The organism is Thioclava pacifica DSM 10166 (assembly GCF_000714535.1).
GTDB classification, from domain to species: domain Bacteria; phylum Pseudomonadota; class Alphaproteobacteria; order Rhodobacterales; family Rhodobacteraceae; genus Thioclava; species Thioclava pacifica.
The window spans coordinates 89,702-103,435 of sequence record NZ_AUND01000038.1; the positions used below are offsets into that span (position 1 = coordinate 89,702).

A 13,734-nucleotide genomic window follows, 5' to 3' on the forward strand; every position below is an offset into this window, starting at 1 on the left:
CTGCTCGAAATATCCCGGGGGCACGGGGGCAGAGCCCCCGCCGTTCACAAGGGGAGACCGACATGTTTTCCAAGATCCTGATCGCCAATCGCGGGGAAATCGCCTGCCGCGTCATCGAGACCGCGCGCAAGCTGGGCGTCGCGAGCGTGGCCGTCTATTCCGAGGCCGACGCGCAGGCGCGTCATGTGGCGATGGCAGATGAAGCCGTGGCGATTGGCGGCCCGGCGCCAAAAGACAGCTACCTGCGCGCTGAGGCGATCATCGCCGCCGCCCAACAGACTGGCGCGCAGGCGATCCATCCGGGCTATGGGTTCCTCTCCGAGAACCCCGATTTCGTCGAGGCCGTCGAGGCGGCGGGGCTCACTTTCATCGGCCCTTCGGCCAAGGCGATCCGTGCGATGGGGCTCAAGGATGCGGCCAAGGCGCTGATGGAAAAGGCGGGCGTGCCCGTTGTTCCGGGCTATCACGGCGAGAACCAGGACCCCGAGCATCTCGCGGGCGCGGCCGACACGATCGGCTATCCTGTTCTCATCAAGGCGGTCGCGGGCGGCGGTGGCAAGGGGATGCGGCTGGTCGAGAAACCCTCCGAGTTCGCCGATGCGCTCGCCTCGGCGCAGGGCGAGGCGCAGACCGCTTTCGGCAATCCCGCCGTGCTGATCGAGAAATTCATCTCTGCGCCGCGCCATATCGAGGTGCAGGTCTTCGGTGACGGCGAGAAAGCGGTGCATCTGTTCGAGCGCGACTGCTCGCTCCAGCGCCGGCACCAGAAGGTGATCGAGGAGGCCCCTGCGCCGGGCATGACGCCCGAGATGCGCGAAGCGATGGGGCAGGCCGCGACACGCGCCGCCGAGGCCATCGGCTACAAGGGCGCGGGCACGGTGGAGTTCATCGTGGACGGTTCGGACGGGCTGCGCCCCGACCGGTTCTGGTTCATGGAGATGAACACCCGCCTTCAGGTCGAGCATCCCGTGACCGAGGCGATCACCGGGGTCGATCTGGTCGAATGGCAGTTGCGGGTGGCCTCGGGCGAGCCGCTGCCCTGCGCCCAAGAAGATCTGAGCATCACCGGCCATGCGTTCGAAGCCCGGCTTTATGCCGAAGACGTGCCTGCGGGGTTCCTGCCCGCGACCGGGACGCTCTCGCATCTGCGTTTCGCCGAGGGTTGCCGCGCCGATACCGGTGTGCGCACCGGCGACACGATCAGCCCGTGGTATGACCCGATGATCGCGAAGGTCATCACGCATGGTCCGACCCGCGCCACCGCGCTGGGGCAGCTCGCCCGCGCGCTGGAAGAGACCGAAGTGGCGGGGACGGTGACGAACCTCGCCTTCCTCGCGCGGCTCGCACGGCATGAGGGCTTTGCGGCCGGAAAGGTCGATACCGGGCTGATCGGGCGCGAGATCGACACGCTTTCGGCGCCCGTTGCCACGCCTGCGGCCGCCAAGGCGCTGGGGGTGATCGCGGCGGCCGGGCTCTGGGAGGGCGCGGCAAGCGGCTTCAACCTTTGGGGCGCACCGCGCCGGGCTGTCCCGTTCGAAGAAGAGGCCGCGATCCGTGTTCACGGGCCGGGCCATGTCACGGTCGAGCTGGGCGAGGTGTCGCATGATTGCGTGCTGGCCGAGGATGGCTGGCGGGTCGATGGCGCCAAGACCGGCGCCCGGATGGCCCGCGATGCGGATGCGGTGACGATCTTCCTGCATGGCGCGCATCGCTTCGAAATCCCCGATCTGCTGGCGCGCGGCAGCGATGCCGAGGCCTCTGACCTGACGCTCGCCCCGATGCCGGGTCTGGTGAAATCGGTCTTCGTCAAGGCGGGCCAGCAGGTGGCCGCGGGCGATCGGCTTGCGATCATGGAGGCGATGAAGATGGAGCACACGATGCTTGCCGCGCGCGATGGGGTGGTGGCCGAAGTTCTGGTCACCGCTGGCGCGCAGGTCGAGGCGGGTGCTGCGCTGATCCGGCTGGAGGAAGAGGAATGATCCGGCTGCACCACGTTCCTGGTTCGCGCTCGATGCGGGTGCTGTGGCTGCTCGAGGAGCTGGGGCTGGAGTATGAGTTGAAAACCTGGTCGCTGACCGATGGCTCGCTGCGCAGCCCCGAGTTCCGCGCGATGTCCCCGGCGGGTCGCATTCCGGCGCTGGAGATCGACGGGCGCTCGATCTTCGAGAGCGGCGCGATCGTCGAATATCTCGCCGAGCGCCATCCCGGGGCGGGGCTGGCGCCGCCCGTGGGGGAGGCCTCGCGCGCGGATTATCTCGAATGGGTGCATTTCGCGGAAACGCAAGCCAACATCCTGCAAAACCTCAACTTTCACCACATCTTCCTGCGGCCCGTCGAGGCGCGCTCGGTCGCGATGACCAAGCTCGACACGAAGCGGCTCGAGGTCACGATGAAGGCGCTCGAGGCGCATCTGGAGGGGCGCGACTGGCTGCTTGGGGTGTTCTCGGCGGCGGACTGCATGCTGGGTTTCAACCTCGACGCGATGTTCCGTTTCGTGCGGTCCGAGGGTTTCCCGAATATCGCGGCCTATCGCGCGCGGGTCGAGGCGCGCCCGGCCTATGCGCGGGCCGTCGCGGCGGGCGGGGCGAGCATGTATGCGCAGGATTTCTATGAGGTGTCCGATGGCTGAGAGGGTCGAAATCTTCGAGATGGCCCCGCGCGACGGGCTGCAGAATGAGAAGCGCGCGATCGCGCTGGCCGACAAGATCGCGCTGGTCGATTGCCTGAGCCGCGCGGGGTTCCACCGGATCGAGGTGGGCTCGTTCGTCAGCCCGAAATGGGTGCCGCAAATGGCGGATTCGGCGGCCGTGTTCGCGGGGATCGCGCGCAAGCCGGGGATTTCCTACGCGGCGCTGACGCCGAACATGAAGGGCTATGAGGCCGCGAAGGCGGCAGGCGCGGATGAGGTGGCGATCTTCGCATCGGCCTCGGAAGGGTTTTCGCGCGCCAACCTCAATTGTTCGATTTCGGAAAGTCTGGACCGGTTCGCGCCGATCATGGAGGCCGCGAAACTCGATAATGTGAAAGTGCGCGGCTATGTCTCGGTGGTGACCGATTGCCCTTTCGACGGCAAGACGCCACCCGAAAACGTCGCGAAGGTCGTGGCGAGCCTGCGCGACATGGGGTGCTATGAGATCAGCCTAGGCGACACGATCGGGCAGGGCACGCCCGAAAGCGTGACGGCAATGCTGCGCGCCGTGCTGGATGAGGCGCCCGCCGATCAGTTGGCCGGGCATTTCCATGACACGAGCGGGCGCGCGCTCGACAATATCGAGGCGTCGCTGGCACTGGGCCTGCGGGTCTTCGATGCGGCGGTGGGCGGTCTGGGCGGTTGTCCTTACGCGCCGGGGGCTGCGGGGAATGTCGCGACCGAGGCGGTGAACGCGCGGCTTGTCGCGCTGGGATATGAGACGGGGCTGGATGCGGGTGTGCTGAAAGAGGCGGCGGCACTGGCGCGGAAGATGAAAGGGCAGGGCGATGTTTGAGACGATCAAGGTCAGCACCGACGAGCGGGGCATTTCGCGGCTGACGCTCGCGCGGTCGGAGAAACATAACGCGCTCTCGGAGCAGATGATGGAGGAGCTGACCACAGCCATCGCGCAGCTTGGCGCGGATGAAGCGGTGCGCGTCGTGATCCTTCAGGCCGAGGGGAGCAGCTTCTGCGCGGGTGGTGATTTGAAATGGATGCAGGCGCAGATGGCGGCGGGCGCGAAAGAGCGCGCGGCGGCGGCGCGCAAGCTCGCCACGATGCTCCAGGCGCTCAATACCTGCCCGAAGCCGGTAATCGGCGCAGTGCAGGGCAATGCCTTCGGCGGCGGGATCGGCATAATGTCGGTCTGCGATGTGGCCGTGGGTGTCGAGGGCGCGAAATTCGGCCTGACCGAAACAAGGCTCGGCCTGACCCCGGCGACGATCTCGCCTTACGTGGTCGCGCGGATGGGCGAGGCGCGAGCGCGCCGGGTCTTTATGTCCTCGAGGATATTCGAGGCCGCCGAGGCGCGTGATCTGGGATTGCTGGCCAAGGTCGTCTTGCCGGAGATGCTGGAGCGGGCCGTGATGGCCGAGGCCGAGTCCTATCTGGCCTGCGCGCCCGGTGCAGTGGGCGAGGCGAAGGCTCTGATACGCGCTCTGGGACCCAAAATCGACGAGAGCACGATCGACATGACGATCGAGGCTTTGGTCACCCGCTGGGCCTCTGCCGAGTCGGACGAGGGAATCAGCGCCTTCTTCGAAAAACGCCCTCCTGCGTGGAAACGGTGATTCGGCGCAATTTCCGAAAAATCAAAACCGCGTTAACTTTGCGATAATTTCGCGCTGGCAGCATTTGGGCCGGACCCAAGCGCCGCTGGAGAAAGCGTGATCGGCCCTGCGGCCAATTTTCGCATGCATCGGTATACAAAATCGCTTTCCACCCCTGCGGAAAGCGATTTTCCGACCCTCGCTCGGTTGACCCGAAAGGGGCACGGGTCTATTGCTCGCCTAGCCGGAACCTGCGCGACATCTCGTCGCGATGTTAGGGAGCCAAAAGCCCATGCATGACATGCTGCGCGAATACCTTCCCATCCTCATCTTCCTCGCCATGGCGGTCGTATTGGGGCTTGTGCTCCTCTTGGCCGCTGCGGTGCTTGCGGTGCGCAACCCCGATCCCGAGAAAGTCTCGGCCTATGAATGCGGGTTTAACGCCTTCGACGATGCACGGATGAAATTCGACGTTCGTTTCTACCTCGTCTCGATCCTATTCATCATCTTCGACCTCGAAGTGGCCTTCCTCTTCCCCTGGGCAGTCGCCTTTGGGCAGATGTCGATGGTCGGCTTCTGGTCAATGATGGTCTTCCTCGCGGTTTTGACCGTAGGCTTTGCATATGAGTGGAAGAAGGGGGCGCTGGAATGGGCGTGATGACCGGGGCCAATACCGCCGGAGCGGACCGCGAAGTCGCGACGCAGGCTCTGAACAAGGAGTTGCAGGACAAGGGCTTCCTGCTCACCACGACCGAAGACATCATTGCCTGGGCGCGCAACGGTTCGCTGCACTGGATGACCTTCGGCCTCGCCTGCTGCGCCGTCGAGATGATGCAATGTTCGATGCCGCGCTATGACCTCGAGCGCTTCGGCACCGCGCCGCGCGCCTCGCCCCGTCAGTCCGATGTGATGATTGTCGCGGGCACGCTGACCAACAAGATGGCCCCCGCACTGCGCAAGGTCTACGACCAGATGCCCGAGCCGCGTTACGTGATCTCGATGGGGTCCTGCGCGAATGGCGGCGGCTATTACCACTACTCCTATTCGGTGGTGCGTGGCTGCGACCGCGTCGTGCCGGTCGATATCTATGTTCCGGGCTGCCCGCCCACGGCGGAGGCGCTGCTCTACGGCATCCTTCAGCTGCAACGCAAAATCCGCCGTACCGGCACGCTGGTGCGCTGAGGAGAGCGAGAGATGGACGATACTGCCCTTCAGGAACTGGCTGCGCATATCGAGCTGAAACGTCCCGATGACGTGGTCTCGACCGAAATCGCCTTTGGCGAGCTGACAGTGACGATCACCGCGCAATCGGCGGCAAGCTTCGTGGAATTCCTGCGCGACGATTCAAGCTGCCTGTTCTCGAACCTCGTCGACATCACCGCCGTCGACTGGCCCGAGCGCCCGCACCGCTTCGATGTCGTCTGGCATTTCCTGTCGATGTATCGCAACCAGCGCATCCGGGTGAAGGCGGCGATCCGCGAAGAGGACATGGTTCCCTCGATCACCGACATTCATCCCAGCGCGAACTGGTTCGAGCGCGAGATCTTCGACATGTTCGGCATCCTGTTCTCGGGCCATCCGGACCTGCGCCGCCTGCTGACCGATTACGGCTTCCGTGGTCATCCGCTGCGCAAGGACTTCCCGACCACCGGCTATGTCGAGGTGCGCTATGACGAAGTGCTCAAGCGCGTCGTCTACGAGCCGGTGAAGCTGACGCAGGAATACCGGCAGTTCGATTTCCTCTCCCCTTGGGAGGGCGCGAAATACATCCTTCCGGGTGACGAGAAGGGAGAGGCGAAATGATGGACGGCGATATCCGCAACAATGTCTATGATGACGGCTCGAAGGACCAGCTGACCGACGAGCAGCGCATCCGCAACTTCAACATCAACTTCGGTCCTCAGCACCCGGCTGCCCACGGCGTGCTGCGCATGGTGCTGGAGCTCGACGGCGAGGTGGTGGAACGTGCAGATCCCCACATTGGCCTGCTGCACCGTGGCACTGAGAAGCTGATGGAGAGCCGCACCTACCTGCAGAACCTGCCCTATTTCGACCGCCTCGATTATGTGGCGCCGATGAACCAGGAACATGCGTGGTGTCTCGCGATCGAGCGTCTGACCGGTGTGGAAGTGCCGCGCCGTGGCTCGCTGATCCGCGTGCTCTACTCGGAAATCGGGCGCATCCTGAACCACCTGCTGAATGTCACGACGCAGGCGATGGACGTGGGCGCGCTGACCCCGCCGCTCTGGGGCTTCGAGGCCCGCGAAGAGCTGATGGTCTTCTACGAGCGCGCCTGCGGTGCGCGCCTGCACTCTGCCTATTTCCGTCCCGGTGGCGTGCACCAGGACCTGCCGCCGAAGCTGCTCGACGATATCGAGGAGTTCTGCGGCCGCTTCCCGAAGCTGCTCGACGATATCGAGGGGCTGCTGACCGAGAACCGGATCTTCAAGCAGCGTAACGTCGATATCTGCATCATCTCGGAAGAAGAGATCCAGCAATGGGGCTATTCGGGCGTGATGGTGCGCGGCTCAGGCCTCGCTTGGGATCTGCGTCGCGCGCAGCCCTACGAGTGCTATGACGAGTTCGACTTCCAGATCCCGATCGGCAAGAACGGCGATTGCTACGACCGCTATCTCTGCCGCATGGCCGAGATGCGCGAGTCGACCAAGATCGTCCTGCAATGCATCGAGAAGCTGCGGATGCCGGAGAACCAGGGCGACGTGCTCGCGCGCGGCAAGCTGACCCCGCCGAAGCGCTCGGACATGAAGACCTCGATGGAGAGCCTGATCCACCACTTCAAGCTCTATACCGAAGGCTTCCACGTGCCCGCCGGCGAGGTCTATGCCGCCGTCGAGGCGCCCAAGGGCGAATTCGGCGTCTATCTCGTGGCCGATGGCACCAACAAGCCTTACCGCGCGAAGATCCGCGCCCCGGGCTATCTGCACCTGCAATCCATGGATCACGTCGCCAAGGGCCACATGCTCGCCGACGTGTCTGCAATCATCGGCACGATGGATATCGTGTTCGGGGAGGTTGACCGCTAATGCTTCGTCGTCTGCATCCGGAACAACCCGCGAGCTTCGAATTCACGCCCGCGAACCTGGAATGGGCCAAGGCCCAGATGACCAAGTTCCCGGTCGGCCGTCAGGCTTCGGCGATCATCCCGCTGCTGTTTCGCGCGCAGGAACAGGAAGGCTGGCTGAGCCGTCCGGCGATCGAATATGTCGCTGACATGCTCGACATGCCCTACATGCGGGCGCTCGAAGTGGCGACCTTCTACTTCATGTTCCAGCTGAGCCCGGTGGGCTCGGTCGCACACCTGCAGATCTGCGGCACGACCTCGTGCATGATCTGCGGCGCGGAAGACCTGATGAAGGTCTGCAAGGAAAAGATCGCACCCGAGCCGTTCCAGCTTTCGGCCGACGGCAAGTTCTCGTGGGAAGAGGTCGAATGCCTCGGGGCCTGCGCGAACGCGCCGATGATGCAGGTCGGCAAGGATTATTACGAGGACCTGACCGAAGAGAGCCTCGCGAAGATCATCGACGAGATGGCCAAGGGCGATGTGCCGCAACCCGGCTCGCAAACCGGTCGCTTCTCGTCGGAGCCGGCTTCGGGTCTGACCTCGCTGACCGACAGCAAGGGCGACAAGGAAGAGTATAACGGCTCGGTCGGCCTCGCGGTCGGTATCGGCGACACGATCAAGCGCATCGACGGCACCGAAGTGCCGCTTGCCGCCCCGTGGCAAAGCTCGGGCCAGCGCGGCCCGATCGGCACGATGGGGCAGGAGCGTCCGCGCTCCGCCGCCCAGCAAGACGAGGCGCGCAAGGCGGCCAAACCCGCCGCTCCGGCTGCTCCCGCGAAGGCGCCTGCACCGGCGCCCGCGGCCAAGACCGGCGCGAGCGAGCCTGTCGAGGCGGGCGAGAAGCCCGCGCTGCTGGAGGCGCCGCGCGACGGTCAGGCCGATGACCTGAAGATGATCAAAGGGGTCGGGCCGAAGCTCGAACAGCTCCTGCATTCGATGGGGGTCTACCATTTCGACCAGATCGCCGCGTGGAGCGCGGCCGAGCTGGCCTGGATCGACGCCAATCTCGAAGGGTTCAAGGGCCGTGCCAGCCGCGATGAATGGGTGGCGCAGGCTCAAAAGCTCTCGACCGGGGCGGAGACCGAATTTTCGGCCCGCGCCAAGAAAGACGGTATTTACGAGTAAGTGAAGGGTAACGCCCCTCGGACAGGGGTGAAGGAGAGCGAGAATGGAAGATCAGTCGCAAGGCTGCCGCGGAAAAGCAGGTATCTGGGCCGGGATCACGGGGCTCGTGGTTGCGGTGTTCCTCATGGTGGTGGCGCACGAGACCATTTTCGTTGGCGTGTTCATGGGGCTGCTGACCGTTCTTCTGTTCGGTGGTTTCCTGATCTGGGCCTTCTGCTCCGGCCGTGGTGCGCCGGGTGCCGCCGATGGCACGGGCGACACGCCCTCGCTCGAAGACACGACCCCCGTCGAAGTCTTCAACGCGCAATCGCCGGAAGGCGCTGCGGCGCATGCACAGGCAGTCGCCGCCGCTCCGACGCCGGCACCTGTACCCGAGGTGAAAGCCGCCGAGGTTGAGGCGTCGAAACCCGCACCGGCGCCCGAAGTGCCGAAAGCCGAAGAGCCCAAGGCTGAACCGTCCAAGGCCGAGCCGCCCAAGGCTAAAGAGCCGGACGTGGCCCCTGAGGCGACCCCGCTCGCGGCGATGTCGGCGCAGGTCGAGACCACGGCGGAAGCCGGTCAGCCCGCCGCCGCCGAGGGTGAAGGCAAAAAACCGCGCGGGCTCAAGCAGCCGCGCAAGGCTGGGGCCGATGATCTCAAGAAGATCGAAGGCATCGGGCCGAAGCTCGAGGAAGTGCTCAATGGCTGGGGCGTCTGGCACTATGACCAGATTGCAAAATGGGGGCCCGAAGAGGTGGCCTATGCCGACCAGAACGTGCCGCGCTTCAAGGGCCGCTGCTCGCGCGACAAGTGGGTCGCGCAGGCGAAGATTATCGTCGACGAGGGTATGGACGCCTTCCTCGAACGCGCGAAGACGAACGATTACTGAGCGGGGGTGAATGAGCAAGGACCGGAACACGGACAGGCTGGACGGGCGCAAACCGGCGCTGATCATTGCCTTGACCACGGTTCTCTGGCTCGCCCTGCAATGGGTCGGAAAGCAACAGGGCTGGTCCGCGCAAGTGGCGCTGATCGGCGATCTCGCGGCACTGGCCGCCTATATCTACGCGCTGGCACTCGTCTGGCGCATCTGGCGCCGGGGCTCCGGCAAGTGAGGGAAGCGATATGCTGAAGGATCAAGACCGGATCTTCACCAATATCTACGGCATGCATGACCGTTCTCTGAAGGGCGCGCAGATGCGCGGCCACTGGGACGGCACGGGCGAGATCCTGGCGAAGGGCAAGGACTGGATCATCGACCAGGTGAAGGCCTCGGGCCTGCGCGGTCGTGGCGGTGCGGGCTTCCCGACCGGCCTGAAATGGTCCTTCATGCCCAAGGAAAGCGACGGGCGTCCGGCTTTCCTCGCGATCAATGCCGATGAATCCGAGCCCGCGACCTGCAAGGACCGCGAGATCATGCGCCACGATCCGCATACGCTGATCGAAGGCGCGCTGATCGCCGGCTTCGCGATGGGCGCCGCGGCGGCCTATATCTACATCCGCGGCGAATATGTGCGCGAGAAAGAGGCGCTCCAGCGCGCCATCGACGAGTGCTACGACGCGGGTCTGATTGGCAAGAACGCCTGCGGGTCGGGCTTCGACTATGACGTCTACCTCAGCCACGGCGCGGGCGCCTATATCTGCGGCGAGGAAACGGCGCTTCTGGAAAGCCTTGAAGGCAAGAAGGGCATGCCCCGGATGAAGCCCCCGTTCCCGGCGGGCGCGGGCCTCTACGGCTGCCCGACCACGGTGAACAACGTGGAATCCATCGCCGTCGTGCCGACTATCCTGCGCCGCGGCGCGGATTGGTATGCCTCCTTCGGGCGTCCGAACAACACCGGCGTGAAGCTTTTCGCGATGTCGGGCCATGTGAACACGCCCTGCGTCATCGAAGAGAGCATGTCGATCTCGATGAAGGAACTGATCGAGAAACATGGCGGCGGCGTGCGTGGCGGCTGGAAGAACCTCAAGGCGGTGATCCCCGGCGGCGCATCCTGCCCGGTCCTGCCCGCGCATCTGTGCGAAGACGCGATCATGGATTATGACGGCATGCGCGAGCTGAAATCGTCGTTCGGCACCGCTTGCATGATCGTGATGGATCAGCAGACCGACATCATCAAGGCGATCTGGCGTCTGGCCAAGTTCTTCAAACACGAAAGCTGTGGCCAGTGCACGCCGTGCCGCGAAGGCACCGGCTGGATGATGCGCGTGATGGACCGCCTCGTGCGCGGCGAGGCCGAGATCGAAGAGATCGACATGCTCTTCGACGTGACCAAACAGGTCGAAGGCCACACGATCTGCGCATTGGGCGACGCAGCCGCCTGGCCGATTCAGGGCCTGATCCGCCATTACCGCGAAGAGATCGAAGACCGCATCAAGGCGCGTAAGACGGGCCGCATGGGCGCGATGGCGGCCGAATGAAGCAACCCGCCGGATATCACCTGGCCGAGCTGAATATCGGCCGACTGGTTGCCGAACCGGGCGACCCGCGTGTGGAGGCTTTCATGAAAGCCCTCGACGCGGTGAACGGCATTGGCAAGCGGTCGGACGGGTTCGTCTGGATGATGGAAGGCTCGGGTGAGCCCGGCACCGGCAATACCGAGACCAAGATCGGCGGCGATCCCTGTTTCGTGTCGAACCTGACGGTCTGGGAAAACGTGGAAAGCCTCGAGGCCTTCGTCTGGAACACCGTGCATCGCGCCTTCTACGAGCGCCGCGCGGAGTGGTTCGAGGTCTTGGGCGAACAGCATTTCGTCATGTGGTGGGTGCCTGCGGGCCATCGACCCACGCTCGACGAGGCTCTGGAACGGCTCGAGGACCTGCGTGCGAATGGCCCCTCCGACCGGGCCTTCGGCTGGAAGGACCTGCCGCAAGCCACGCTGTGGAAGACGCGCGCTTGCGCGGCGGAGGCGGCATGATGCGGGCGGTGATCATATCGGGCTGTGCGCTCTCGCTGGCGGGCTGCATGGGCGTTCCGGGCGGTAATGAAGCCTCGAAAGGCCCGAACCGTCTCACGGCGGTCGAGGGCTACACGGCGGGCTATGACGCGGCGGGCGCGCTGGTCGTGATGCGGCAGGCCACGCCGTTTGCGAATTACGACGGCGCCGAGGCCAAGCGCGCCGCGAATGCAATCTGCGGCGGGGCGGTGGCCTCGTCGATCAACGATACCTATCGGGATGGCGCTTGGGTCTTCCCGAATGGCTGCGCACGCGCGGCCTGAGATAAACCTGCGCGGGGATCGGCCCGCGCCCGAAGAGAAGTGACGGATAGCCATGGCTGACCTGAAGAAGATCATCATCGACGGCCAAGAGGTCGAGGCCGACCCGAACCTCACGCTGATCCAGGCGTGCGAGCAGGCCGGGATCGAGGTGCCGCGCTTCTGCTATCACGAACGCCTGTCGATCGCGGGCAACTGCCGGATGTGTCTGGTGGAAGTCGTGGGCGGCCCGCCCAAGCCCGCCGCCTCCTGCGCGATGCAGGTGCGCGACCTGCGCCCGGGCCCCGAAGGCCAGCCGCCGGTCGTGAAGACCAACTCGCCCATGGTCAAGAAGGCCCGCGAGGGGGTGATGGAGTTCCTGCTCATCAACCACCCGCTCGACTGCCCGATCTGCGACCAGGGCGGCGAATGCGATTTGCAAGACCAGGCAATGGCTTACGGGGTGGACTTCAGCCGCTACCGCGAGCCCAAGCGCGCCGCGACCGAGCTCAACCTCGGCCCGCTGGTCGAGACCCATATGACGCGCTGCATCTCGTGCACCCGCTGCGTGCGCTTCACGACGGAAGTCGCGGGCATCACCCAGATGGGCCAGCTTGGCCGGGGCGAGGATAGCGAGATCTCGAGCTACCTGAACATGACGCTCGATTCGAACATGCAGGGCAACATCATCGACCTGTGCCCGGTGGGCGCGCTGGTCTCGAAGCCCTACGCCTTCACCGCGCGGCCCTGGGAACTGACCAAGACCGAGACCATCGACGTGATGGACGCGCTCGGCTCGAACATCCGCGTGGACACGAAGGGCCGCGAAGTGATGCGCATCCTGCCGCGCAACCACGACGGCGTGAACGAGGAGTGGATCTCGGACAAGACTCGCTTCGTCTGGGACGGTCTGCGCCGCCAGCGTCTCGACAAGCCGTATGTCCGTGTCGACGGCCAGCTGAAGCCCGCAAGCTGGGGCGAGGCGCTGAGCGCCGCGAGCGCCGCGATGAAGGGCAAGAAACTCGCCGCACTCGTGGGCGATCTGGTTTCGACCGAGGCCGCGTTCAGCCTCAAGCAGCTGATCGAAGGGCTGGGGGGCAAGATCGAATGCCGCACCGATGGCGCGCGCCTGCCGATTGGGAACCGCTACGGCTATGTCGGCAACGCGACGATCGCCGATCTCGACACCGCCGAGATGATCCAGATCATCGGTGCGAACCCGGCCATCGAGGCGCCCGTTCTCAACGCCCGCATCCGCAAGGCCTGGAGCAAGGGCGCGACGGTGGGGCTCGTCGGTGCGGCCTGTGATCTGACCTATGATTACGTCCATGTCGGCACCGACCGCGCGGCTCTGGCCGAGCTGTCGGCCAAGGCGATCTCGGACGAGACGAAGGCCACGAAGACCGTCGTCATCATCGGGCAGGGCGCTTTGAACGAGGCCGATGGCGAGGCGGTTCTGGCCCATGCGATGAAGCTGGCCGAGACCACCAATTCCAAGCTGATGGTGCTGCACACTGCCGCGGCCCGCGTGGGTGCGATGGATGTGGGCGCCGTGACCGAGGGCGGCCTGCTCGCGGCCATCGACGGGGCCGAGGTGATCTACAACATGGGTGCCGACGAGGTGGAGATCGCTCCGCGTTCGGAAGGCGGTCCCTTCGTGATCTATCAGGGCAGCCATGGTGATCGCGGCGCGATGCGCGCCGACGTGATCCTGCCGGGTGCGGCCTACACCGAGGAACACGGCCTCTTCGTGAATACCGAAGGGCGTCCGCAACTGGCCTTCCGCGCGGGCTTCCCGCCGGGCGAGGCGAAGGAGAACTGGGCGATCCTGCGTGCGCTTTCGGCCGAGCTGGGGGCGACGCAGCCCTGGGACACGCTCGCCGGTCTGCGCCGGGCGATGGTGGCGGCGGTGCCGCATCTCGCGCAGGTCGACACCGTGCCGGAAAACGAGGTGCAGCCGATCGCGCCGCGCGACATGGGTGCTGCGACCTTCCGTCTGCCGATCCGCGAGTTCTACCTGACCAACCCGATTGCACGGGCCTCGGTGGTGCTGGCGGAATGCTCGGCGCTGGCCAAAGCGCGGGCCGAGACCCCGGTTGCGGCGGAGTAAAGA

15 protein-coding genes are annotated in these 13,734 nt (G+C 65.1%); all 15 read left to right on the forward strand.

What is annotated here, in order from left to right; all coding sequences use genetic code 11:
• The first annotated feature begins 62 nt into the window (after nt 1-62).
• The 15 genes from TP2_RS14410 (at nt 63) to nuoG (ending at nt 13,731) form a co-directional block, all read left to right on the forward strand.
• The gene (locus TP2_RS14410; RefSeq protein WP_038078935.1) at nt 63-1,979 is read left to right on the forward strand and encodes an acetyl/propionyl/methylcrotonyl-CoA carboxylase subunit alpha; all 1,917 of its coding nucleotides are present in this window, start codon (nt 63-65) and stop codon (nt 1,977-1,979) included.
• Entirely contained in the window at nt 1,976-2,629 is a 654-nt protein-coding gene (locus TP2_RS14415) for a glutathione S-transferase family protein (RefSeq protein ID WP_038078938.1), read from the forward strand. The genes TP2_RS14410 and TP2_RS14415 overlap by 4 nt, the downstream gene beginning before the upstream one ends.
• Nucleotides 2,622-3,485 (forward strand): hydroxymethylglutaryl-CoA lyase, encoded by an 864-nt coding sequence (locus TP2_RS14420; RefSeq protein ID WP_038078941.1) that lies wholly within the window; start codon nt 2,622-2,624, stop codon nt 3,483-3,485. The genes TP2_RS14415 and TP2_RS14420 overlap by 8 nt, the downstream gene beginning before the upstream one ends.
• Nucleotides 3,478-4,260 (forward strand): crotonase/enoyl-CoA hydratase family protein, encoded by a 783-nt coding sequence (locus TP2_RS14425; protein WP_038078943.1) that lies wholly within the window; start codon nt 3,478-3,480, stop codon nt 4,258-4,260. The genes TP2_RS14420 and TP2_RS14425 overlap by 8 nt, the downstream gene beginning before the upstream one ends.
• A gap of 271 nt (nt 4,261-4,531) precedes the next feature.
• Nucleotides 4,532-4,897: an NADH-quinone oxidoreductase subunit A gene (locus tag TP2_RS14430; protein ID WP_038078945.1), complete on the forward strand. Its 366-nt coding sequence runs from the start codon at nt 4,532-4,534 to the stop codon at nt 4,895-4,897.
• Nucleotides 4,888-5,421 carry a NuoB/complex I 20 kDa subunit family protein gene (locus tag TP2_RS14435; protein WP_206198351.1) on the forward strand — a complete coding sequence of 178 codons (534 nt, stop codon included), beginning with the start codon at nt 4,888-4,890 and terminating at the stop codon, nt 5,419-5,421. Before TP2_RS14430 ends, TP2_RS14435 begins: the two co-directional genes overlap by 10 nt.
• A gap of 12 nt (nt 5,422-5,433) precedes the next feature.
• On the forward strand, nt 5,434-6,042 hold the full coding sequence (locus tag TP2_RS14440; RefSeq protein ID WP_038078947.1) for an NADH-quinone oxidoreductase subunit C: 609 nt from the start codon (nt 5,434-5,436) through the stop codon (nt 6,040-6,042).
• A complete protein-coding gene (locus TP2_RS14445) occupies nt 6,039-7,283 on the forward strand; it encodes an NADH-quinone oxidoreductase subunit D (RefSeq protein ID WP_038078950.1) in 1,245 nt (414 codons plus the stop codon). Before TP2_RS14440 ends, TP2_RS14445 begins: the two co-directional genes overlap by 4 nt.
• Nucleotides 7,283-8,446: an NADH-quinone oxidoreductase subunit E gene (locus TP2_RS14450; RefSeq protein WP_038078952.1), complete on the forward strand. Its 1,164-nt coding sequence runs from the start codon at nt 7,283-7,285 to the stop codon at nt 8,444-8,446. The genes TP2_RS14445 and TP2_RS14450 overlap by 1 nt, the downstream gene beginning before the upstream one ends.
• A gap of 43 nt (nt 8,447-8,489) precedes the next feature.
• Nucleotides 8,490-9,314 carry a hypothetical protein gene (locus TP2_RS18085; RefSeq protein WP_051692668.1) on the forward strand — a complete coding sequence of 275 codons (825 nt, stop codon included), beginning with the start codon at nt 8,490-8,492 and terminating at the stop codon, nt 9,312-9,314.
• 10 nt (nt 9,315-9,324) lie between these two features.
• Nucleotides 9,325-9,540 carry a DUF5337 family protein gene (locus tag TP2_RS14460; protein WP_038078954.1) on the forward strand — a complete coding sequence of 72 codons (216 nt, stop codon included), beginning with the start codon at nt 9,325-9,327 and terminating at the stop codon, nt 9,538-9,540.
• Between the two features lie 10 nt (nt 9,541-9,550).
• On the forward strand, nt 9,551-10,846 hold the full coding sequence (nuoF, locus tag TP2_RS14465) for an NADH-quinone oxidoreductase subunit NuoF (protein WP_038078956.1): 1,296 nt from the start codon (nt 9,551-9,553) through the stop codon (nt 10,844-10,846).
• Entirely contained in the window at nt 10,843-11,343 is a 501-nt protein-coding gene (locus TP2_RS14470; protein ID WP_038078958.1) for a DUF3291 domain-containing protein, read from the forward strand. Before nuoF ends, TP2_RS14470 begins: the two co-directional genes overlap by 4 nt.
• Nucleotides 11,343-11,645 (forward strand): hypothetical protein, encoded by a 303-nt coding sequence (locus tag TP2_RS14475; RefSeq protein WP_157617142.1) that lies wholly within the window; start codon nt 11,343-11,345, stop codon nt 11,643-11,645. Before TP2_RS14470 ends, TP2_RS14475 begins: the two co-directional genes overlap by 1 nt.
• A 52-nt stretch (nt 11,646-11,697) precedes the next feature.
• Entirely contained in the window at nt 11,698-13,731 is a 2,034-nt protein-coding gene (gene nuoG / locus TP2_RS14480) for an NADH-quinone oxidoreductase subunit NuoG (protein ID WP_038078964.1), read from the forward strand.
• Nucleotides 13,732-13,734: the final 3 nt, after the last annotated feature.

Excerpts from the sequence above, each read along its gene's own strand:
- TP2_RS14410 (WP_038078935.1), top strand. The coding sequence starts at position 63 with ATGTTTTCCAAGATCCTGATCGCCAATCGCGGGGAAATCGCCTGCCGC.
- TP2_RS14415 (WP_038078938.1), top strand. The coding sequence starts at position 1,976 with ATGATCCGGCTGCACCACGTTCCTGGTTCGCGCTCGATGCGGGTGCTG.
- TP2_RS14420 (WP_038078941.1), top strand. The coding sequence starts at position 2,622 with ATGGCTGAGAGGGTCGAAATCTTCGAGATGGCCCCGCGCGACGGGCTG.
- TP2_RS14425 (WP_038078943.1), top strand. The coding sequence starts at position 3,478 with ATGTTTGAGACGATCAAGGTCAGCACCGACGAGCGGGGCATTTCGCGG.
- TP2_RS14430 (WP_038078945.1), top strand. The coding sequence starts at position 4,532 with ATGCATGACATGCTGCGCGAATACCTTCCCATCCTCATCTTCCTCGCC.
- TP2_RS14435 (WP_206198351.1), top strand. The coding sequence starts at position 4,888 with ATGGGCGTGATGACCGGGGCCAATACCGCCGGAGCGGACCGCGAAGTC.
- TP2_RS14440 (WP_038078947.1), top strand. The coding sequence starts at position 5,434 with ATGGACGATACTGCCCTTCAGGAACTGGCTGCGCATATCGAGCTGAAA.
- TP2_RS14445 (WP_038078950.1), top strand. The coding sequence starts at position 6,039 with ATGATGGACGGCGATATCCGCAACAATGTCTATGATGACGGCTCGAAG.
- TP2_RS14450 (WP_038078952.1), top strand. The coding sequence starts at position 7,283 with ATGCTTCGTCGTCTGCATCCGGAACAACCCGCGAGCTTCGAATTCACG.
- TP2_RS18085 (WP_051692668.1), top strand. The coding sequence starts at position 8,490 with ATGGAAGATCAGTCGCAAGGCTGCCGCGGAAAAGCAGGTATCTGGGCC.
- TP2_RS14460 (WP_038078954.1), top strand. The coding sequence starts at position 9,325 with ATGAGCAAGGACCGGAACACGGACAGGCTGGACGGGCGCAAACCGGCG.
- nuoF (WP_038078956.1), top strand. The coding sequence starts at position 9,551 with ATGCTGAAGGATCAAGACCGGATCTTCACCAATATCTACGGCATGCAT.
- TP2_RS14470 (WP_038078958.1), top strand. The coding sequence starts at position 10,843 with ATGAAGCAACCCGCCGGATATCACCTGGCCGAGCTGAATATCGGCCGA.
- TP2_RS14475 (WP_157617142.1), top strand. The coding sequence starts at position 11,343 with ATGCGGGCGGTGATCATATCGGGCTGTGCGCTCTCGCTGGCGGGCTGC.
- nuoG (WP_038078964.1), top strand. The coding sequence starts at position 11,698 with ATGGCTGACCTGAAGAAGATCATCATCGACGGCCAAGAGGTCGAGGCC.